This is a genomic window from Oceanococcus atlanticus (assembly GCF_002088235.1).
GTDB lineage: Bacteria > Pseudomonadota > Gammaproteobacteria > Nevskiales > Oceanococcaceae > Oceanococcus > Oceanococcus atlanticus.
The window spans coordinates 169,346-190,187 of record NZ_AQQV01000003.1 but is presented as its reverse complement, the minus strand read 5'-3'; the positions used below and the strand labels follow the sequence as shown (position 1 = coordinate 190,187).

Below are 20,842 nucleotides of genomic sequence, written 5' to 3'. Positions count from 1 at the left end.
GGTGTCAGGCGCCAATACGACTAAGCCAAAGTCTTGGTCATAAATACGCTGAACGGATCAGCCTCATAGTCCCCGAATGGCTCACAGTAGCCAAAACCATATTTTTGATAAAGCCGTTGTGCTGGCAGGAAAGCATCAGCAGACCCTGTTTCCAGACTGAGCGACGTGTAACCACGTTTCGTTGCTTCAGCCATCACATGGCCAAGAATTTGAGCAGCCACACCACGACGTAGGTACGAACTTGCAGTTCGCATGGTTTTGATCTCGCCAGCGGTTGGACTGAGTTCTTTTAGAGCCCCACACCCAGCTAGCTGTTGACCATCCCAACCACACCAGAACGAAACATCTATTGCCGATAATTGCTCGATAGGCAAGGCATGAATACTTTCTGGAGGGGAGTGTTCAGCCATACTATTGAGGTGTTCCTGGAGCAATTGCCGAACCGCCCGATTGCCAAGATCACCCCGGCGAATATCCAAGCTCAATGTCACTGCTGTGTGTCCTGTATGAGGCGTTTTCCGAGGCTCACCACCGGATCAACTGTGTAGCCCAATTTATTGTAGAACGCCAAAACGGCTTCATTGGTGCTGCGGACTTGAATATTGAGTTTTGGACATCCACGCGCCTCCAAAGCAGATTCTGCCGCCCGCATTAAACGTCGCCCCAAACCGTTTGCGGCGACGCGTGCTTTTGCGGAAGCAAAAGTGCGTGGCGGGGCAAACGTCACCTGCAGCGACTTGTTAGAGCGCGGCACGCTAGAAGGAAAGATTTCTTGCAATTTCCAACTCGCCTTCATCTACTACTATTGATGTCTTGTCCTTGTAGCGGGATTGCAGCATTCTCAGCTTAGGCTCATTCCTTTGGACCCACTCGATCAAGCTCTGCTGAGCACCTGACGGCAGACGAAAGTGTTCTAGGCTACCTACCAACAGCCCTTCTTTTAGTAAGTTCTCAACACCGTCTTCAAAGCCAGTTGGCAGATGGTATTTTTCCTGAAGCTTATCCAGTTCCTCAGTGGAGCTTGCCCCGGTCTCGACGATTGCCTGCAGCAGCAAAAAATGGGCTGGGAAATCCAAGAATTCTTTTAACCTACTACCAATGGCAATGGGCAGAATTGCCTCGGAAGAGGCTTCACGTGCTGCATCACCTAGACGCGATACTTGCTCCCTGATTGATGAGATGGCCTCGGCAATCTCTTTCGAGTTGGCCCCATTTTCAGATTGCAGAGATCGCACTTGCGCAGCAATGCTGTCGCCAATTGTTGTTTCGGCAACCTCTAGCCGGGCATTTATCAGTTTCTCCAGTTTTTCCGCTGATTGGACAGGTGAATCTCCCCCCTCCACTGAACCATATTGGTTTTTATCCAGCAGGGAATCGAGCATCTTTGACGAAAATTCCTTTTGATGCTCTAGGGACACTTCTGATGAAGTTTGAATTTTGCTGCTGATCTGCCGTATCGATTCCAACGCTTTTGAGGAGCGGTCATCGAATCTCAAGCTGAGCCAGACAGCAAATCCCGCAAGCCCAATAGACAACAAGCCTAGAGCAATCGAGACGGAAAAGTTTACGATTTCAAACGTTGTCACTTTATCTCCCCAGGTATTCCCGCGCTCTAACGCCTGAGCTCAGCTGCGTTTGAGGCGACGCCTGCTTTTGCGGCAGCAAAAGTGGGTGGCGGGTCAAACGTCAGCTGCAGCGATTTGTTGGGCGACTGCACGCTTACGGTCGGCCTTTACTTAAAACTTGCCGTCAATTCCGCCCACCCAGTCTTAAACCAGGACCAAGCCCTTAAAACCAAATCAAGCGCGTCGATGTACCACTCTCGCTCCTGCTTGTTGCGATACTCAAACTTTCCAACAATTCTACGTATGAGACCATCTTGGCCCTTCCAGCTAACCACTCTATCCGTCACACAGTTATCGGTTACCGATAGCGATATCTGGGCCAGTTGACCGCCCCCAAACTCGATTTCCCAAACGTGTTTGCCGTCTACAACCTCAGGTTCACCAACCTTGGATTTCATTACTTCCCTTCGCCTGTTATACCCATCGAACGCGCGGTCAATTTCGACAAGGTCCAAAGGGGGCCTTTCGGAATAATTCTTACTATATTTTCCGTCAACCAAGTAGGCCCATGCTTCGTGTAAAGTTCGATATGCACAATCGCCCTTCTTAGGTTTTCCCCCGTACCCCCCAGAGTCCGCAACCCTGTTTTCCTGATTGAGATAAACAGATTTTCCATTAAAATCCCTTAAAAAAACCACCAGTTGTGAAATACACCCTTTGTACTTGATTACTCTGTACTGATCAGCCTGGTTCACGTTCCAAGTATATTTCTCCATAACTCCGCCGGAATACTTGAACTGCGGCATGTCGGAAAAAGATGCAACAATATCCTGATGGCTAGCATTGATTGGAAGGTTTCTAGCTTTCCGTAGAAAAGCTTGTGCATCTTCCGGCACCCAACTTGGCACCGCAGCAAAACCAACTGCATCTTCCGCATTGTGATCGAAAAAATACGCCTGCTTCTCGACAATATAGCCTTCCGTTTCACACACCCATACCTTTTTGACACTTTCAGCATAAGCCTCAATGCTGATAAGGCATAGAAACGAAACGAGCACAATAAATCTCATACAATCCCCTCCAATGTAATTTCTGTCGCCCAACGCCTTTTTAGCGTGAAAACCTCACACCAATCCCGCAAAACGCGTATTGGTGTGCGAAACAACTCACGCTTTCTTAAATTTGTAATTCGGCTTTTAGCCATGAACGCGCTCCACCCAAACTCTCCCCAGTGCGGCGGCGGCGAATAGCCACAATATGCATGCACTGAATCGGTTCAGCAATCTTTGCTTGTTTTGCAACACGTTTTTAAGCCTTTGGTGCCGTAGCCCAAGACTGATCGCGCTGTACCACAGCCCATCAACCACAAAGGCGGTGCCTACGGCTAGCACGCGGCCCGCCTCACTAACCTGTGCTGGCACTGCAGCAGAAAACAACGCCACAAAGAACAGCATCACTTTGGGATTGGCGAGCGCCATAAGCAGGCCGTCACGCGCGGCTGTTCCTATGGCCGCCTGGGGCATGAGTACCTGATCCGGGGCACGCCAGATTTGAAGCGCAAGGAAACTCAACCACACGCTGGCGAACAACCAAATGAGCTGCATCAGAAGTGGCGATGCGGCAATCAACAGTGCAAGACCGGTTATGGCCGCGCTGGCATACAAGGCCACGCCGCACGCATGCGCCCAACTGCAGACCAAACCGGCGCGCGACGAGACCAAGGCATGCCGCAATACCAAAAGCAGGCTCGGGCCTGGCGACACCGCGCCCGCCGTGCAGGCCAGCAAAACGAACAGCCATTCATTCAGGCTCATGCCAGTGCCACGCTTTCAGGATGGGCTAGCAGCTGATCAACCAGCCTAAGCATCTGCTCGTCATCCAAGTCGCCCGCATGCGTGCTCGAGCGGCATAAGTTGGCTGCATGCATTGAACGGGTGGATTTGCCGAGCATACGTTTGAGTGCACCCCCGCCGCCATGCAGAAGGTCTGCAACCACCGCCGGGCTGAGCATGCCAACATCTTCCATCACAGGAAGCTGCACAACATTGTGCAAGGCCGTAAGCAGTTTGGGACCAACAAACTGGGCCGGCATGCCGTGGCCGTTTGCCCGCACCAGGCGCTGAGCGGTGTCGAGATAAAAATCGATAAAACTGTTACGACCAGCGCCTTGATCCCGCGCAAGCAAGGCCGCGTTGTGCACTTTTCGATACACACGCCAGCCACCAGCAGGCTCAGCCTGAACCCAGACTTCACGGCCAACCGCAGCATGTGCACTCGGCAACATAAGCTGCTCCGGCTGGATCACCAGAACATCAGCATCCAGCCACAACACGGCTTTGTCGCCGTGGTGCAAGCGTTGCTGCATCCAGATCAGGCGTGCGATGTCACTGGCGATCACTGGGCTTATGCGCTGCCCCGGCTGCAGATCTGCTGGCAACAGGTCAAAAAGCTCATCGTCTATCCAGCGATAGCTAAAACCCTGCGCCGCAGCCCATTGCTCAACGCTGTGCATGCAACGCGCCAGCCAGCCGTGCCGCTCATGCGACGGGCACGATTGCAAAACGCTCAGCATGCGCGCTGCCATGCCTGTTTTTTCAAACTGATCACACCCCGCTCCCCGTTGGTGAAGCGCACTCTAGCAAAGCCAACTCAGCGCTCAATCCGTACACTGTGGATATGAACCCATTTGCCTATATCACTCATCCGGACTGCGCGCGCCACGAGATTGCGCCAGGGCACCCGGAACAACCGGCACGCATCGCCAGCGTTGATGCAGCACTGCGTGGTGCGCCGGAAATTGCGGCGGCCCTTAGTGCCATCGAAGCCCCGCTGGCTGAACCGGACAGCCTGTGCCTGGCCCATGACCCCGATTATGTGAGTACGCTACTAAAGCTTGAGCCGGCACCCGGTGAGTTCATTCGCCTGGACCCTGACACTGCCATAAACAGCTATTCGCTGGATGCGGCGCGCCGGGCTGCGGGTGCTGTGATGCACGCAGTCGACGAGGTTGTGCTGGGCAAGACAGCGCGTGCTTTTTGCAACGTGCGCCCGCCGGGCCACCATGCCGAACGCGACAAAGCCATGGGTTTTTGCCTGTTCAACAGCATTGCCATCGGCGCCCTGCATGCCATTCAGCAGCACGGTTTGCAGCGCGTGGCTGTTATCGACTTTGACGTGCATTTTGGCAACGGCACCTCTGACATCCTGCGCGATCACGGCAACATTCTGCTGCTGTCGTCCTGCCAGTACCCGCTGTATCCGCTGGACGAGGTGCCGGTGGCCGGGCGTTCGGAAATCAATATCATCCTGCCGCCGGAAAGTGACGGCAATGCATTTCGCGAGGCCGCCGTCAGCCAGTGGTTCAGTGCACTGGAAGCTTACGCGCCGCAGCTGGTGCTGATTTCCGCCGGTTTCGATGCGCACGCCGATGATCCCCTGGCCGGACTCAACTGGCAGGCCGATGACTACGCCTGGGTCACCTCAGAAATCGTCCGTCTGACCGGCGCTGCTCACGGCATCGTGTCCAGCCTGGAAGGCGGCTACAACCTCGACGCACTGGGCCAGTGCGCCCTCGCCCACGTTCAGGCACTGATCGCATGACACGCTCACTCAATATTCGCCCCGCCGTGCGTGAAGACGCCGCGCAGATTTTAGACTTCATTCGCCAGTTGGCCATTTACGAAAAAGCTGAACATGAGGTGCTGGCCAGCGAGGACGACATCCTGCGCCATGTGTTGCAGGACAACGCGGTGGCCAGCGCCCTGATTTGCGAGCGCGACGGCGTAGCGATCGGCTTTGCGGTGTATTTCTTCAGCTATTCAACCTGGCTGGGAAAACCGGGTCTGTTTCTTGAAGACCTGTTCGTGCTGCCCGAGCACCGCGGCGATGGCGCCGGCAAAGCCCTGCTTGTTCGCCTTGCCCAGCTGGCCGTAGATAAGGGCTGCGGCCGTATGGAGTGGAATGTGTTGAACTGGAACAGCCCGGCGATCGGGTTTTATGAGTCGCTCAAGGCGCGCCCGCAAAGCGAGTGGACCACCTATCGGCTGCACGGCGAGGCGCTCGCCGCCCTGGCCCACGACTGAAACGAAAAAGCCCCGGTCAGGCCGGGGCTTTGCAACGCCAAGGGCGTTGATCAGTTACCGAACAGTTTGCCGAAGGCCTTGTCGAGCGCCTTGTCCACGGCTTTGTCGGTCTGTTGGTCGACTTCGCTTTCGGTGCGGTTTTCCACCCGGTCAGCCTGACGCTCGGCTTTCTTGCCAAACAGGCCACCCAGACTGAAACCACCACCGGATTTTTCATTCGACTGCGCCTGGCTGGCGCCACCGCCGAATCCCTGCATATTGGGCATGGCCATCGGCTCGGCCGGCAGGTCAAAGCGCGACGACGCCACCCGCTCACCGGAGAGTGAGGTAACGGTCATTTCATCATTGAAGCGCAGGATGCCTTTGCCACGCTGCTTCAGTTCTTTGACCATCACATCCGCTTGGGACGGGTCTTTGCCAGCCAGTTTCAGAAAGGCCCGGCTCATGCCGTGCATCGCGTTGCGCAGCTCACGGGCACGTTTGTCGCCCGACAGCACGAACTCGCCCTGCTGAGTCTTGCCGTTTTCGTCCACGTAGCTGACCGACCACACCTCGCCAACGATACCGGCCACTGTTTCCTTACGCCCGGTGTTGGTCATGCTGTTCACGCGTGAGGCGCTGGGCTGGGTGTCCGGCATCATGCCGCGCATCATCTGGAATGCGGCGCCCGCGTCAATCACGGTTTCCTGGCCCGGCTCGCCGCTGACCATGTAGATCTTGCCGTCACGGAACACCATGTAGCCGTCGCGCCCGCTGCCCATCCGCAGCAGGTTGTCGCCGACATATTCCATCTGCATGACGTCTTTGCCGCTTTTCAGCACGGCAACGCCAGCCCAGGCCGAGCCGCCGGCCAGCATCGCGACCACTGCCAATCCATTGATCATGTGTTTGCGCATGTTCATTGCACTCTCCTTAATCCCGATCCCGCGGGCATGACCCGCATGAGCCGCATTCTGGGCCGGCCATCGCACAATAGCCAGCCCGTCTGGCGTATCGACGCCCACAGCTGTGATGCCGATCACATCGTGGGCGAAGGGCTATCAATCAGGTGCTGAGGCACCACGCCAACGCACCCCGTAGAGATCATGACGGCGGTCTTTGCGATTCTGCACCGTGCCGTACTGGCGCGCCGCACGCAGCTGCTCCAGGTTGAGATCGGCAAACGCCAGCATCTCGGTGTTTTCAGTGCAGATGGCTGCGATTCCGTCGCGGGCGAAGGGAAAATCGCATGGGGTCAGGATGGCGCTCTCGGCGTAGTGGATGTCCATGTTGCGCACACGCGGCAGGTTGCCCACATTGCCGGCCGTAGCCACGTAGATCTGGTTTTCGATGGCGCGGGCGTGACAGCTGTAACGTACGCGCAGATGCCCCTGGCGTTCCTCGGTGGAATACGGCACAAAAATCATGTCTGCGCCCTGGTCCACCAGATAACGGGCCAGTTCCGGGAACTCCGAGTCATAGCAGACCAGCACGCCGATCGTGCCGCAGTCGGTTTCGATGGCGCGCAGGTAATCGCCGCCTTCGATCTGCCACCAGTAGCGTTCGCCTGGCGTGGGGTGAATCTTGGGTTGCTCGTACACCGCTCCATCGCGCAGGAACACATGGGCCACGTTGAGCAGTCGCCCTTGTTTGTCACGCGCGGGGTGCGAACCGCCGATGATGTTGACGTTGTATCGGATCGCCAGCCCCTGCAACAGTTCTTCAAGCTGGTCGTTGTAATCCGCCAGACGCAGCATCGACTGTCGCGGGGTCAGTTCCTCGTTCTCGATCGACAGCAACTGGGTGGCGAAGTACTCGGGAAACACCACGAAATCGCTTTTGTATTCCGCCACCGCATCCACAAAGTAGGTGCAGATGGCAGCGAAGTCGTCGAACGATTCGATGCGCCGTTGCTGGTACTGAACCACCGCCACGCGCACCACATCGGGCCCTCGATCCGGCGCGGTGATCGCATCGGTCAGCGAGTCCGCTTCGGCCGCATTGCGCCACAGCATGTGTGTGGCGTAGCCGGCCGAGGCGGTGTCCGAAGGCAAATAGGCGGGCAGCACGCCGATCAGTTCAAACCCCTGGCGGATCTGAAAGGTGATGACCGGATCACGCAGTTTTTTGTCCGCCACCGCCTGGGCGTAGGCTTGTGCCGATTCGTAATCCTTGGCCCGGCGGGCGTAGCTGGGCATGCGCCCACCAAACACGATGCCCAGCAGGTTGTTATCCACGCACAGGGCACGACGCGCGGCGTAGAGGCGCTCGCCAATCTTCAGGCCACGGTAGTCGGGGTCTACGCAGACCTCATAGCCATACAGGTAATCACCCTTGGCGTCATGGGTGCTGCCGAAGCCGTCGCCGGTGATGCCGTCCCAGGTGTGCGGTGCCAGGGCGCGTTCGCCACTGATGCGCAGGCTGGCGCAATAGCCAACGACTTCGCCGTCGTATTTGGCAACCAGCTGACCTTCCGGGAAGTTGTTCAGATGCCCGCGGATCTGCTCGCGGGTGTAGCCATTGCCCGGATAGATTTTCTTGACCAGCCGGTAAATGGCCGGAATGTCTTTCTTCAGGGCGGTACGAACGTAGAGTTTGGGCTGTTTCATGGGCCGCAGAATGCGCACATTCCGCGGCCCATGCAAGTGCTTTTACACAGCCCTATGCGGCGTGCGTTTTAGCCCAGCAAACGCGCCTTGGCCTCGGCATATTCGCGCTTGAGCTGGGCCACATAGTCGCCCGTCGGCTGCACTTTTTTGATTGCACCGATGCCCTGCCCGCAACCCCAGATGTCCTTCCAGGCCTTGGCCGAGGAAATGCTGCCTTCGCCGCTGCCATCGGCACTGGCAAAGTCCATGGTGCTGGCATCGCCCTGCGGTAGATTGTCCGGATCCATGCCGGCGCGGGTGATGGATGGACGCAAATAGTTGCCGTGCACGCCGGAAAACAGATTGGTGTAGACGATGTCTTCGCCACCGCAGTCGACAATCATCTGTTTGTAGTCATCAACGGCGCGGGCTTCTTCGGTCGCGATGAACGGGCTGCCCATGTAGGCCAGATCGGCGCCCATCGCCTGGGCGGCCAGAATCGCATCGCCAGTGGCAATACAGCCGGACAGCAGCAGCGGGCCGTCAAACCATTCACGAATCTCCTGAATCAGGGCGAACGGCGACAGCAAACCGGCATGACCACCGGCGCCTGAAGCCACCGCGATAAGGCCATCCGCACCCTTTTCGATCGCCTTGCGGGCGAACTTCTGGTTGATGATGTCGTGCAGCGCAATACCGCCGTAGGAATGCACCGCCTCGAAAATATCGACCCGCGCACCCAGCGAGGTGATGATGATCGGCACCTTGTATTTCACGCACAGTTCCATGTCCTGCTCCAGACGCGGATTGGACTTGTGCACGATCTGATTGACTGCAAACGGTGCGGCCGGGCTGTCCGGATTGGCCTGATTGTAGGCATCCAGCTCTTCGGTGATCCGAATCAGCCATTCCTCGAACACTTCAACCGGACGTGCATTCAATGCCGGAAACGACCCCACAATACCGGCCTTGCACTGGGCAATGACCAGATCGGGGTTGGACACGATGAACATCGGTGAAGCCACCACCGGCAGCTGCAGGCGGTCTTTAAGAATCGGGGGCAATGCCATGAATCGGGTCTCCACTGTCAGAAATGTAACTGATGAGTAACATAGCACAGGGTCAGGCCACTCACACCCACCTTTTGATCAGTATTACGGCTGCGGCTGAATACGCTGCAGCTCTTCATCATGCAGGCCAACCAACAGCATGGCGCCGGCCTGGCTGACCCGAAACGCCCCATAGCGCGCCGCTTCATAGCGTGCGCCGGTGCCCTCCTGGAAAAAGTAGGCATCTGTTGCGAAACGCACCCTGCCTTTGCGCTGACGATAGCGCAGCGTGCGCTGCCCAGCAGCCAGTTCACGGCCATCATCCAGGGCGACAAAACGGGCCACACCCTGCGCATCCAGGCGCACAATCACCCGGCCGTTATTCGCACCGCCGCCGACCTGGGAACCAGAGTGTCCGGCGCGACGGATGGCATTGGCCAGGGCGAAGTTCAAGGCCATGTAATCACCCTGCATCAAGGAACGCGGATCAACCGGCGCCAGCTGCAGGTACACCAGTTCGCCATCGCGCAGCTGCCGCTCGGTTTGCAGGATGCGCCCATTGACCACCGCCAAGACCAGCACCAGGCCCAGCAGCAATGTCCATCTAAACATGATCGGGCTCCGGCGCGCCTGCACTTAAGTGGCGCAGCAGCAGACGCACGCTCAGCATGAGCACAGCGACAAGCAAAAGCACGCCGCTTTTTTCCAGCAGCGTCAGATCCAGCAAGTAGTAATAGCGGGCGGCAAACAACAGCAGCGCAAGCACCCCAACCCCCAGCAGCAGTCGATCGGCCAGTGCAAAACCGAGCAGGACCAGGGTGATGGCACTGCACAGCCCGGGCGCCGGCACGCAGGCCAGACCAATCAGGAACAATCCGACCAAACTCAGCACCACGCCAGGTCGCCGCCAATCCAGAGCGGCCCGCTGCAGCAGCACAAACCACACCCCGAGCATGACCAGCAGGCACAGCAGCTCGCCCTGCCAGGACGCCCACAGCTGCGACGTTGAAAGCGCCAGCGGGCTGGTCGGTACGCCGAAGACATGCGCCAAACCCTGAGCGGCCAGCAGCGCCCCGGTCAGCCCCCAGGCCGGCATGCGCACACGCTGGATGTCCTGCGTTGCGGTCAACGCCTTAAGCCATAATGTGGCCGTCAAGGCCAGCGCCAGCGGCGCATACACACCACCCCAGCCCAGCAAGGCCAGCCCCGCCGCCACGCAACTGGCTGCAGCAAAGGCCGAAAAGACGCGGTGAATGTCATTCGGCATGATCACCGTCAGAGCCAGCTGCCACAGCGCAAGCGCCCACCATAGCGCGGCCGATTCAGACTCCAGCCAGTGCAACCCAGCCCATAGCACCAGCGCCTGCCCGGCCAAACTGATGGCCAGTGCGAGGTTGTCCAGAAATACGTTGAGCTGACGACTCAACAGGCCATAAGCCGCCACCAGCGCCATGCCACCCAGCACCAGACAAGCCAGTGGCCGTGTCAGCACCGGGGTCAATCCGACGGCCACGAAGGCCAGCAGGAACAGCGCGGCAAACCATCCGCACAGGCCCAGCAGCAGACTCACAAACCACGGCGCACTGGTGGCGCTTTCCATCGGCAGTGGGCCTGCAACCAGCCCGCCTTCGCGCAGTCGGGCCCACACGTGCTCCCGCGCTGTCATGACAAGCCCTCGCGGTAACGTTGATGCAGCCAGCGCGCCGCAGCGGCGCCCTGCCCGACCAGCAGCAAGGCCATCATCAGCAGACCGGCCGGGTTGAAGTCAGCCAGCAACAGACGCCCGGCGACAGTGCTGATCACGGCGATCACGGACAGGCACAAGCCGGCCAGCACCAACAGATCACGCTGACGATAAAACGCCCAGCTGGCCGCGAACCAGCCCAGCCACAGCAGCAGCCAGGCCCACGACACTGCGCCACGCAACACCGCCGAACAGGCCAGCAGCGTCACCGGCACCGCGCAGGCCACGGCCACCACGCGCAAGCCCCAGCGCGCGCTTTGACGCTGTTTCATGGCGCCCCACTGCGCAGCGCTCAGGGCCACGCCGTTGAGCACAAAAAGTGCCAGATACAAGCCGGTTTCACGCCCCGGCAGCATCGCAAACCAGTGGACGGTCTGCGCGTGGGCCAACACCACACTGAGATTGAACAGGCCCAGCCAGATCAGCCACAACGCAGCCAGCCGTGCGATCACCACCCACGGCGTGATCAGCACCGCCCAGTAGAAAAACAACTGCCAGGGATCGGCGCCGGTCTGGTAGGTCTGCCCGTAGAACGCCAGCAACACGCCCACCAGCAAAGCAGCGACCAGTACACTGATGCGCCCGGCCAGTGCATCGCGCCCGAGGATCAGGCCGCTCGCAACCGCAAGGCCAAGTGCCCCCTGAATCAGCACGAACTTGCCGCCCCGGCCAAGTTCGAGCCAGTTATAAGCGATGAAAAACCCGGCGGCGGCGACCAGGGCAAGCGCGCCGACCACAAGCAGCGCGCGGTCGGCGAAGTGACGCCACTGCGCCGCCCCCGGATGGATGCCGGCCAATGCGATGGCCGAGGCACGCGCAGCCATGGGTATGTGCCCGCGACGAATCAGTTCGACCAGCGCTTGGCGGTTGTGCGACCTGCTGTCCATGCCCGGCCTCCTCTTGCGTCAGGCCGTCACACGATAGCACTCAGTGCGATTGCAGATTGCGCTTGAAGCCCCAGGTGATCAGCCGCTGATACGAGGCCGGGAACAGGCGCACGATCACATCCAGCACCTTGGCGTCCGGCCCGACCACCACCCGCCGTTTGTTGGCCTGCACCGCACGAATGATCGTTTCCGCCGCTTTCTCGGCGCTGGTGATGAAGAACTTCTCGAATTCCGCCACGCCCTGCTCATGGGTTTTGCCGGTGAGCTGTTCGATGCTCTCGTTGGCCCGGCTGTCGCGTGCGATGTTGGTTTTGATCCCGCCCGGATGAACCGAGGTCGCACTCACGCAGGACTTCTGAACGTCCAGTTCCTGACGCAGGGATTCGGTGAACCCTCTGACCGCAAACTTACTGATGTTGTAGGCGCTCTGGGTCGGCTGGGCACACAGCCCGAACAAGCTGGAGGTGTTGATGACATGACCTTCGCCGGAGGCCTCCAGATGCGGCAGGAACGCTTTGGTGCCATAGATCACGCCCCACATGTTGATGCCGAGTATCCACTCCAGCTCGTCGTAGCTGACGGCGGCGATCGTGCTGGCCAGCGCCACACCGGCGTTGTTGAAGATCAGATTGACCTTGCCGTGATCGGCCACCACCTTGTCGGCCCATTGATACATGGCTTCGCGGTCGGCCACATTGACCTTGTCGGCCGTCACTTTGACCCCGGCGTCTTTGAGCAGCGCCACGGTTTGCTCAAGCCCCTCGGTGTTCACATCGGACAGCGCCAGATGACAGCCGCGCCCGGCCAGGTTCAGCGCCAGCGTGCGCCCCATGCCAGAGCCCGCGCCGGTGATCGCGGCAACCTTGTTGGTGAAATCCTTCATGCGGCCATCTCCTCGAGTTGCGGCCAGACCGGGGCATCCCCGCGCGCCCGGACCAGTTGATATTGAGTGCTGACAAACTTACGTGTCGCCAGACGATACTGCCAGGTGAAGTATGGCCACAGCGTAGGATTGCGCCCATTGGCATCCATGTACCAGCTGTTGCAACCGCCCTGGCTCCACACCGTGCCGGCCATCTTGCGCTGCAATTTGTCGTTGAAGCGGGCCTGAACCTCAGGACGCACATCCACTTCCAGCAAGCCCTGGCGATCCATCGCCTTGAGCGCCGACATCACATAGGCCAGTTGGGATTCGATCATGAACACCATCGAACTGTGACCCAGGCCGGTGTTCGGCCCGGTCATGATGAACATATTGGGGAAACCGGCCACGCTGGTGCCCAGGTAAGCCTGCGGTCCGGTGTCTTTCCAGGCCTCGATAATATCCAGCCCGTCCCGACCAAGAATCATGCCCGGCGGCAGCGGCGCGGTGGCGGCGAAGCCGGTGCCTAGAATGATCGCATCCACATCGCGAGCCTGGCCATCACGGTCGACCACCCCGTTGGCGGTTATGCGTTCTATGCCGCTGGTGATCACGTCGACATTGTCGCGGGTCAGCGCCGGGTAATAGTTGTTGGACAACAGGATGCGCTTGCAACCCAGGGTGTAGCTGGGCGTGACCTTGGCGCGCAGCACCGGGTCACTGATTTTGCGCTCGATGAAACCACGCGCCATCGGCTCCATCAGTTTCATCAGCTTGGGGCCACCGGTAAAACCGGCAGCACGTGCTTCCAGCATCCAGTAAATGCCGTTGCGGTAGGCGCTCTGAGCGCCAGGCACCTTGCGCAGCAGGGTCTGGGTGCGCGACTCCATGGGATGATCCGGCTTGGGCATGATCCACGGCGGCGTGCGCTGATACAGATCAAGCTGGGCCACCTGGGGCGCAATTTCCGGCACGAACTGAATCGCACTCGCGCCGGTTCCGACCACGGCGACTTTCTTGCCGCTAAGGTCGTAGTCGTGGTCCCACTGCTGCGAGTGGAACATCTTGCCCTTGAAGTCCTTGAGGCCGGGAATATCCGGCAAGGCGGGCCGGCTCAACCCACCGGTGCCCAGCACTAAAGCGCGTGCGTGGCGAACCTGCCCGTCTGCGGTGCTGACCTCCCACAGATGCTGCTCGTCCAGGTAGCGGGCACGGGTGACCTCGGCGTTGAAATGCATGTGGCGACGCACATCGTATTTGTCCGCGCAATGCTCCAGGTAGGCGTGGATTTCTTGCTGCGGCGAGAACGAGCGGCTCCAACCCGGGTTCTGCTCAAACGAGAACGAATACAGATGGGACTGCACATCGCAGGCACAGCCCGGATAGTTGTTGACGTACCAGGTGCCGCCCAGATCGGCTTCCTTCTCCAGCAGCACAAAGCTGCGCCGCCCTTCCTGCTTGAGTTTGATGGCCATACCCAGGCCAGCAAATCCGCTGCCGACAATGATCACGTCAACCGCGGGCTGATTTATCTGCGTCATGCGTGCTGCTCTTTTGACAATTGATGTTGTCACTTTTACATCTGACAATTCTTCATGTCAATATATGCGCATGGCCACCTCTGATCGAAAATACCGCGGCATGAGCCGCGAAGCGCGCCGCGAGCAGCGCCGTCGCCAGTTCATCGAGGCGGGCCATGCGCTGTTTGGCAGCGAGGGCTATCAGGCCGCATCGGTCAAGAAACTGTGTCGCGAAGCCGAACTCACCGAACGCTACTTCTACGAGTCGTTCAAGCGTCGCGAAGATCTGTTCGCCGCCTGCTACGACGAAAAACTCGACCTGCTGTTCACCACCCTGCTGGAGAATCTGACCTCAGGCACGCGCAGCGTCGAGCAGATCGTGGTTGACGGCCTGCTCAGCCTGTTCCGCACCCTGCGTGATGATCAGCACATGGCGCGCATTCTGATGATCGAGATCTACGGCGTACCCTATGATCAACAGCGGCTGTATGAACGCTCCATCGGGCGATTCTCGGACATGCTGCTGCAGTTCATGCAGCGCTTTCTGCCAGCGCCGCCGGACGATCCCGATGTGGATCTGGAACTGCTCGCCACCGGTCTTGTCGGCGTGTGCATTCAGATGGCCCAGCGCTGGGTCATCAAAGGCTATCGGCAAACGCCCGAACAGCTGGCCGCGAACTGCATGCTGATCTTCCGCGGCCTGGGCCAACAAACCGGCCTGCTGGAGCAGACCATCAGTCCGGGGTAACGATTGCGAAGGTCCCGTCTGGATTGTCGAACAGACGGAAGAAACGCAACAGATCCAACCGACTGCCCTCAACCGCGAGGTCATCCGACATCAGGGTGTCCTTGAGTCCGGCTTGGCCAATGATCAGCTTGAGGAACAGCTCATGGGTTAGCGCCAGCGTGGCATCCGCGGTGGCATCAGGCGCCGCCTTGCGGTGGTGCAAAACCGCATTCTCAATCCACAGCACATGGTTTTCGTTCAGGTCGGTGAAGGTGAAATTGACCTTGAACGCAGCCTCTTCGGCACGCAATCCATTGAGCCGCGCGGCCATTGATGCGAAGAACTGCTGACGCGGTATCTCGCGCAGCAGCGCCACCGCATCGGCAAGCGCAGTGCCCTGCTTGACCTTACCGTGGCGCAGTTCATAGGCGCCGCTGAGGTACACATCGCGCCATGGCCCGGACTCGGCCTGATAGCCCAGCTGATCGTATGCCCGGGCCAGCAATGCCCGCGCCTGCTCATGTTCCGGCTGGGCGAAGACCAGATGATTGAGCAGCTCGGCAGCCCAGCGGTATTCCCCGGCCTGGTAAGCCGCCGTGGCTTTGTCCATGACCCCATCGGCGCCGCCCAGCAGCTCAACATAGCGCGTGCCCGCGTCGCTCGGCGGCAGCGGGTCCAGATTGACCGGATTGCCGTCGTACCAGCCGAAATAGGCCTGATACACCGCTTTGGCATTGTGCTTCAGGGTGCCGTAGTAGCCGCGGTTGGCAAACTCCTGCTGCAGGCTCGCCGGCATTCGCAAACGCTCGGCAATCTCGCGCGGGGTGTAGCCCAGGTTGGCCATGCGCAAGGTCTGATCATGAATGTACTTGTAGATGTCACGCTGCTTCTTCATGAAATCCACGATGCGCTCACGCCCCCACAACGGCCACTGGTGGGTGCCGAAGTAGACATCGGCGCGCTGCGCATACAGCTCCAGCGCTTCCTGGATGTACCCGCTCCAGCGCAGTGCATCCCGCACTTTGGCCCCGCGCAGGGTGTAGACATTGTGGATATTGCGCGACACCACCTCGCCGCCGCAGTAAGCCTTGAACTGCGGCAGGAAGAATGTCAGCTCGGCCGGTGCTTCGGAGCCCGGCGCGTTCTGGAATTCAAATTCAACACCGTCAATGTTCAGGGTCTGGCCGGTGTGATCGATGATGTCCGTAGGCTCGGCAATGCTGATGGTGCCGGCCAGCGGCGGCTCCTTGCCCAACCCGGTGTCGATATGCCCGCGCAATGAGCGGGCCAGATAACGGCCGTACATGTAGCCGGCGCGGCGCTGCATGGCGATACCGGCCATCACGTTCTCACTCACCGCCTCATCCATGAAACCGACCGGCGCCACGATACGCACAGCGGGGTTGTCGCGGGTGATCGCCTCAACACCGCCAAAGTGGTCGATGTGGCTGTGGGTGAAGATCACCGCCTGAATCGGCTTGTCGCCAAGGTGCTGACGAGCGAAATCCAGCGCTGTCTGCGCGGTTTCAACCACGGTCAGGGGATCGACCACGATCCAGCCGTTGTCGCTGTCGATCAGGGTCATGTTGGCCAGATCGAAGCCACGCAGCTGATGAATACCCTCGGTCACCTTGTACAGGCCATACAGGCTGTTCAGACGGGCCTGTCGCCACAAGCTGGGATTGGCCGATTGCGGCGCGTCCTGGTCAAGAAAAGCGTAGGCGTCCTGGTCCCACACCACGCGCCCATCATCCATCTTGACCACCAGCGAGTTCGGCTTGGCAATCAAGCCACGGCCGGCGTCCTCGAAATCTCTGGGGTCGTCCAGCGGCAGGCGTTGCGCCAGCTCCTGGTTGGCCCGTGCGGTGTGTGCCGTCGCAGCGCTGTGGCCTTGCGCATCACTGCCCTCTTCCAACGGCAAACTGGCCTGCTCGCAAGCCACCAAACCCAACACGCCGAGCATACCCAACACACGCCATGCGCTCATTCATCTCCCCTTGTTTGAATCTGTTTGTCCTGCGTCAGCGCGCAGCTTGGTTATGATGCCTCACCATGACAACAACACAAGGGAGACGGGGATGTTGATCACATCAATTTATGGCGGACTGCTGGGCCTATGGTTTCTGGTCCTGAGCGTCCGCGTCATCAAGGGGCGCGGACGCGGCATCAGCATTGGCGACGGGGGCGATGCGCAGATGCTGCGGCTGATGCGCGGACACGCCAATTTCGCCGAATACACGCCGATGATTCTGCTCCTCATTGCAATGGCCGAATATCAGGGCATGGCCAGCATATGGATTCATGCCTGGGCGGCCTGCCTGCTGATCGGGCGCGTGCTGCACGGCTATACCTTCTGCTTTCACGACAACTTCCCACCCGGACGCGTCGGCGGCACCGTGCTGACCTTCATTGCCCTGCTCGGCGCCTCACTGTCGCTGCTGTGGATGGCCATTCAGCGCAGCGCATGAAACCGCTGGTCATTTTCGGTGCCGGCAGTATCGGCTGCTACATCGGCGGGCGTCTGGCCGCATCCGGCACGGCGGTGCATCTGGTCGGCCGCCCGGCGCTCGGTGAAACGCTGGATGAGCACGGCATACAGACCAGCGATCATCTGGGCGGACGCTGGCATGCCCGCCGTGACCAGTTCCGCTATGCCAGTGATGTCAGCGATGACTTTCCCGCGACCGATGTGGTTCTGGTGTGCGTGAAATCCGCCGCCACGGCCGAGGCCGGCGCGGCGCTGGCTGACGTTCTTGCGCCCGGCACGCTGGTGATCAGCTTCCAGAACGGCCTGCATAACGCCGAGGTTCTGGCCCAGGCGCTGCCGCACTGCGAAGTGCTGACCGGCATGGTGCCTTTCAATGTTGTGAACCAGGGCCAGGGGCATTTTCATCAGGGCTCGCAAGGGCAGCTGGAGGTGCAGCAGGCAACAGCCATCGCCCGCATCGGTGCGGCGTTCGATGCGGCGGGTCTGACCCTGCAGCAGCATCCGGACATGGCGGCCGTGCTGTGGTCAAAGCTGATTCTGAATCTCAACAATCCGATCAATGCGCTGGCCGGCATTCCGCTCAAGACCGAACTGTCACAACGCAGTTATCGACGCGCGCTGGCCCTGGCGCAGATCGAAACGCTGCGCCTGCTTGAACAGGCCAACATCGCAACCGCCAAAATCATCGCCCTGCCGACGCCCTGGCTACCGCATGCCCTGAGCGTGCCCGACTGGTTGTTCCGCATCCTCGGCGGCAAGATGCTGGCCATAGACCCGCAGGCCCGCTCGTCGATGTGGGAAGACCTGGAACGGGGCCGGCGCACAGAGATCGACTGGATCAACGGCGAGGTGGTGCGCCTGGCTGAGTCGCTGGGCCAGCAGGCACCGGTCAATCGCATGCTTATCCAGTTGATCCGCGAAGCCGAGCAAGGCGGCCGACGCGACTGGTCTGGCGACGAACTGCTGGCCGTCTTGCGCTGCGCAGCCACCGCCGCGCCCTAGTTCAGGAAACTCCACATGCTGCAGAACAACACCGAAACCCAACGTATCGTTCAACATGGCCAGGGCGGCGAGCTGTTCATGATTTTCATCGTCAATCTCATATTGACGATCCTGACCCTGGGCATCTACCGCTTCTGGGCCATCACCCGGACACGCCGCTACATCTGGAGCCACACCCTGATAGAAGGCCACACCCTGGAATACACCGGCCAGGGGCTGGAGCTTCTGATCGGGTTCCTGAAAGTGTTCGTGATCTTCGTGGCACTGGGTATTGGCATCGTGTTTTTCCCGCCACTACTGGCCTTGCTGTATCTGGCCATGCCCTTTCTGATGGGCCTGGCGATCTACGGCGCGATGCGCTATCGCCTGTCCCACACCCGCCTGCGCGGGGTGCGTTTTGGGCTTGATGGCAAAGCCTCGGATTACGCCTTGATGGTTCTGGGTTACACCCTGCTGCTGTTCTTCACCCTGGGCATGGCCGCACCGTGGGTACGCTCGGCGCTGTATGGGGAGTTGATCAATCACATGCGCTTTGGCTCCGCGCGCTTTGCCTACGATGGGCGCGGCGCACAAATGGCCGGGCCGTTCTTCCTCGCTGTCCTGCTCACCATCCCAACAGTGGGTTTGATCTGGTTGTGGTATCGCGGACGGGAAATACGCTATCAAACCCGGCACACCCGCCTGGATCAGGTCCAGTTCGGCAGCCACCTGAGCGGCGGTGCGTATTTCTGGCTGGTGCTCAGCAACCTGTTGCTGCTGCTGTTCACCCTGGGCCTGGCGCTGCCGTGGGTAGCCTTGCGCAGCATCCGATTCATGCTCGACAGACTCGAGCTGGATGGCGAGCTGGATTACGCGAGCATCGAGCAGAGTGCCGCTGAAGCCAATGCCACCGGCGAAGGACTGGCCGACGCGCTGGACGTCGGCGTATTTTGAAGCTGCACTACCCGGCGCAGTGGCTTGATGGTCGCAGCGCCGCTGTGCAGACGGTCGATGTGTGGACCCATGTCGATGAGCTGGTCATACAGGACGAGCAGCATCAGCGACTGGCCAGCTGGCCGCTCAAGCAGATCCGCTGCACCGACGAGCACTACAGCGGCCAGCCGCTGCGCCTGCACAACCCAGCCACGCCCGATGCACGTCTGATCATTCACGACCAGGCACTGATCAGCTGGCTGCGCGGGCGCATTCCCGGCTTTCATGGGGCACAGAACCGCAAGGCGCTGGGGCTGCGCCTGGCCATAGCCATCCCCGTGCTCGTGCTCATCAGCGTTGCCGCGGTGTACACCATCCCGCGGGCCAGTGCGCCGCTGGCTCAGCTGATTCCGAGCACCTGGGAGCAGCGTTTGGGCGCGCACATCGTCGACTGGATTGTGGATGAGGATGCGCGCTGTGAAAAAGCACCGGGGCGCGCTGCACTCGACGCGCTGACCCAACGCCTGACAGCCGAGCAGGAGGCCGCCACTGCGATCCGCATCCATGTGGTCGAGGAGCCCAGCATCAACGCCCTAGCTGCGCCGGGTGGCCACATCATCGTGTTCAGCGGCCTGCTCGAATTTGCCGAAACGCCCGAGGAACTGGCTGCGGTGCTGGCCCACGAACTCGCTCATGTGCGCGAGCGCCATGTCATGCAAGGGCTGATTCGAGATCTCGGCCTGAGTCTGGTCGTATCTGCGCTGGTGGGTGACCTGTCCACCCTGGCGGGCCTGGCCGCCGACGCCGGACATGTCCTGTTCAAGCTGTCCTACAGCCGCGAACTGGAACAGCAGGCCGACGCGCTGGCCTACGCCAGCCTGCAGCAGGCCGGCATTTCCGGAGCCGGCATGCAGGCCTTTTTCGAACGCCTCAGCTACAGCCACACACAAGCGCCTGAGCTGTTCTCCACACACCCTCATGCGGCCCAGCGGGCACAAGCTTTTGCCGACCTGCAAGGCGGGCCAGCGCTGTCGCCTGAGCAATGGCAGGCGGTGCAAAACATGTGCACGCAAAACCAGAGCATTTCGGGTTAATCTGCTGTCCCCACATACGCCAGAGGTATTCGGATGAAAACCATCTCCACGTTCGCCGCACTTGTGCTGGCCGGCACCTGCCTGACTGCTCAGGCCGAAGAGCCGACCATGAAGCAGCAAATGAAAGAGGACTGGCAGGAGATCAAGGACACCGCCGGCAAGGTCGGCAACAAAGCGGTTGATCTGGGCAAGAAAGCCGGTGAAAAAACCGCCGAGTTCGGCCGTAAAGCCGCCGACACTGCGGATGATCTAACCGACAAAGCGCGCGCATCGGTGCGCAAGGATGACGACGCGGAAAATAGCAGCGACAAGCCCGGCAGCCGTTTCTTCTACTGAGTCGGCG

Annotated in this window: 22 protein-coding genes and 1 pseudogene; 8 read left to right on the top strand and 15 right to left on the bottom strand. The window is 59.9% G+C overall.

Going from position 1 to position 20,842, the window contains the following annotated elements:
* Positions 1-20: 20 nt before the first annotated feature.
* The 6 genes from ATO7_RS11790 to ATO7_RS11765 form a co-directional block, all read right to left on the bottom strand.
* On the bottom strand, positions 21-491 hold the full coding sequence (locus tag ATO7_RS11790) for a GNAT family N-acetyltransferase (RefSeq protein WP_240499472.1): 471 nt from the start codon (positions 489-491) through the stop codon (positions 21-23).
* On the bottom strand, positions 488-778 hold the full coding sequence (locus ATO7_RS11785) for a GNAT family N-acetyltransferase (protein WP_206044910.1): 291 nt from the start codon (positions 776-778) through the stop codon (positions 488-490). The genes ATO7_RS11790 and ATO7_RS11785 overlap by 4 nt, the downstream gene beginning before the upstream one ends.
* Complete coding sequence (locus ATO7_RS11780; protein WP_146680320.1) at positions 756-1,586, bottom strand: hypothetical protein; 831 nt, start codon at positions 1,584-1,586, stop codon at positions 756-758. The genes ATO7_RS11785 and ATO7_RS11780 overlap by 23 nt, the downstream gene beginning before the upstream one ends.
* 146 nt (positions 1,587-1,732) lie before the next feature.
* Positions 1,733-2,635, bottom strand: a complete 903-nt coding sequence (locus tag ATO7_RS11775; RefSeq protein WP_083561981.1) for a hypothetical protein — start codon at positions 2,633-2,635, stop codon at positions 1,733-1,735.
* Between the two features lie 126 nt (positions 2,636-2,761).
* Positions 2,762-3,379 carry a LysE family translocator gene (locus ATO7_RS11770; protein WP_083561980.1) on the bottom strand — a complete coding sequence of 206 codons (618 nt, stop codon included), beginning with the start codon at positions 3,377-3,379 and terminating at the stop codon, positions 2,762-2,764.
* The gene (locus ATO7_RS11765) at positions 3,376-4,149 is read right to left on the bottom strand and encodes a hypothetical protein (protein WP_083561979.1); all 774 of its coding nucleotides are present in this window, start codon (positions 4,147-4,149) and stop codon (positions 3,376-3,378) included. The genes ATO7_RS11770 and ATO7_RS11765 overlap by 4 nt, the downstream gene beginning before the upstream one ends.
* A 92-nt stretch (positions 4,150-4,241) precedes the next feature.
* On the opposite strand from ATO7_RS11765, the gene ATO7_RS11760 reads away from it, so the two are divergent.
* Entirely contained in the window at positions 4,242-5,165 is a 924-nt protein-coding gene (locus ATO7_RS11760; RefSeq protein WP_083561978.1) for a histone deacetylase family protein, read from the top strand.
* Positions 5,162-5,647, top strand: a complete 486-nt coding sequence (locus ATO7_RS11755) for a GNAT family N-acetyltransferase (RefSeq protein WP_083561977.1) — start codon at positions 5,162-5,164, stop codon at positions 5,645-5,647. The genes ATO7_RS11760 and ATO7_RS11755 overlap by 4 nt, the downstream gene beginning before the upstream one ends.
* A 50-nt stretch (positions 5,648-5,697) precedes the next feature.
* On the opposite strand, the gene ATO7_RS11750 is transcribed toward ATO7_RS11755, so the two are convergent.
* From ATO7_RS11750 to ATO7_RS11715, 8 genes and pseudogenes are all read right to left on the bottom strand, one after another.
* Positions 5,698-6,549: a hypothetical protein gene (locus ATO7_RS11750; protein ID WP_146680318.1), complete on the bottom strand. Its 852-nt coding sequence runs from the start codon at positions 6,547-6,549 to the stop codon at positions 5,698-5,700.
* A gap of 138 nt (positions 6,550-6,687) precedes the next feature.
* Positions 6,688-8,235, bottom strand: coding sequence for a carbon-nitrogen hydrolase family protein (locus tag ATO7_RS11745; protein WP_083561975.1), 1,548 nt, complete (start codon positions 8,233-8,235; stop codon positions 6,688-6,690).
* A gap of 68 nt (positions 8,236-8,303) precedes the next feature.
* On the bottom strand, positions 8,304-9,284 hold the full coding sequence (locus ATO7_RS11740) for an NAD(P)H-dependent flavin oxidoreductase (RefSeq protein ID WP_083561974.1): 981 nt from the start codon (positions 9,282-9,284) through the stop codon (positions 8,304-8,306).
* 84 nt (positions 9,285-9,368) lie between these two features.
* Positions 9,369-9,875 (bottom strand): GDYXXLXY domain-containing protein, encoded by a 507-nt coding sequence (locus ATO7_RS11735; RefSeq protein ID WP_083561973.1) that lies wholly within the window; start codon positions 9,873-9,875, stop codon positions 9,369-9,371.
* A complete protein-coding gene (locus tag ATO7_RS11730) occupies positions 9,868-10,929 on the bottom strand; it encodes a DUF4401 domain-containing protein (protein WP_083561972.1) in 1,062 nt (353 codons plus the stop codon). The genes ATO7_RS11735 and ATO7_RS11730 overlap by 8 nt, the downstream gene beginning before the upstream one ends.
* 515 nt (positions 10,930-11,444) lie before the next feature.
* Positions 11,445-11,894: pseudogene (locus ATO7_RS17265) on the bottom strand (DUF2157 domain-containing protein); the annotation flags it as partial.
* Positions 11,895-11,934: 40 nt separating this feature from the next.
* Entirely contained in the window at positions 11,935-12,777 is an 843-nt protein-coding gene (locus ATO7_RS11720) for an SDR family NAD(P)-dependent oxidoreductase (RefSeq protein ID WP_083561970.1), read from the bottom strand.
* Positions 12,774-14,297, bottom strand: a complete 1,524-nt coding sequence (locus tag ATO7_RS11715; protein ID WP_083561969.1) for a flavin-containing monooxygenase — start codon at positions 14,295-14,297, stop codon at positions 12,774-12,776. The genes ATO7_RS11720 and ATO7_RS11715 overlap by 4 nt, the downstream gene beginning before the upstream one ends.
* Before the next feature lie 70 nt (positions 14,298-14,367).
* Here ATO7_RS11715 and ATO7_RS11710 point away from each other — a divergent pair, with 70 nt between their 5' ends.
* Positions 14,368-15,024, top strand: coding sequence for a TetR/AcrR family transcriptional regulator (locus tag ATO7_RS11710; RefSeq protein ID WP_158523184.1), 657 nt, complete (start codon positions 14,368-14,370; stop codon positions 15,022-15,024).
* Here ATO7_RS11710 and ATO7_RS11705 read toward each other — a convergent pair.
* Positions 15,011-16,990 carry an alkyl/aryl-sulfatase gene (locus ATO7_RS11705; protein ID WP_083561967.1) on the bottom strand — a complete coding sequence of 660 codons (1,980 nt, stop codon included), beginning with the start codon at positions 16,988-16,990 and terminating at the stop codon, positions 15,011-15,013. The two genes, ATO7_RS11710 and ATO7_RS11705, sit on opposite strands and share 14 nt — an antisense overlap.
* 91 nt (positions 16,991-17,081) lie before the next feature.
* On the opposite strand from ATO7_RS11705, the gene ATO7_RS11700 reads away from it, so the two are divergent.
* From ATO7_RS11700 to ATO7_RS11680, 5 genes are read left to right on the top strand one after another with little or no spacing between them, the layout of a single operon-like run.
* Entirely contained in the window at positions 17,082-17,471 is a 390-nt protein-coding gene (locus ATO7_RS11700; protein ID WP_083561966.1) for an MAPEG family protein, read from the top strand.
* Positions 17,468-18,493: a 2-dehydropantoate 2-reductase gene (locus ATO7_RS11695; RefSeq protein ID WP_083561965.1), complete on the top strand. Its 1,026-nt coding sequence runs from the start codon at positions 17,468-17,470 to the stop codon at positions 18,491-18,493. Before ATO7_RS11700 ends, ATO7_RS11695 begins: the two co-directional genes overlap by 4 nt.
* A gap of 15 nt (positions 18,494-18,508) precedes the next feature.
* The gene (locus ATO7_RS11690) at positions 18,509-19,426 is read left to right on the top strand and encodes a YjgN family protein (protein ID WP_083561964.1); all 918 of its coding nucleotides are present in this window, start codon (positions 18,509-18,511) and stop codon (positions 19,424-19,426) included.
* Positions 19,423-20,499 carry a M48 family metallopeptidase gene (locus ATO7_RS11685; protein WP_158523183.1) on the top strand — a complete coding sequence of 359 codons (1,077 nt, stop codon included), beginning with the start codon at positions 19,423-19,425 and terminating at the stop codon, positions 20,497-20,499. Before ATO7_RS11690 ends, ATO7_RS11685 begins: the two co-directional genes overlap by 4 nt.
* A gap of 33 nt (positions 20,500-20,532) precedes the next feature.
* Positions 20,533-20,835 (top strand): hypothetical protein, encoded by a 303-nt coding sequence (locus tag ATO7_RS11680; RefSeq protein ID WP_083561962.1) that lies wholly within the window; start codon positions 20,533-20,535, stop codon positions 20,833-20,835.
* Positions 20,836-20,842 lie beyond the last annotated feature (7 nt).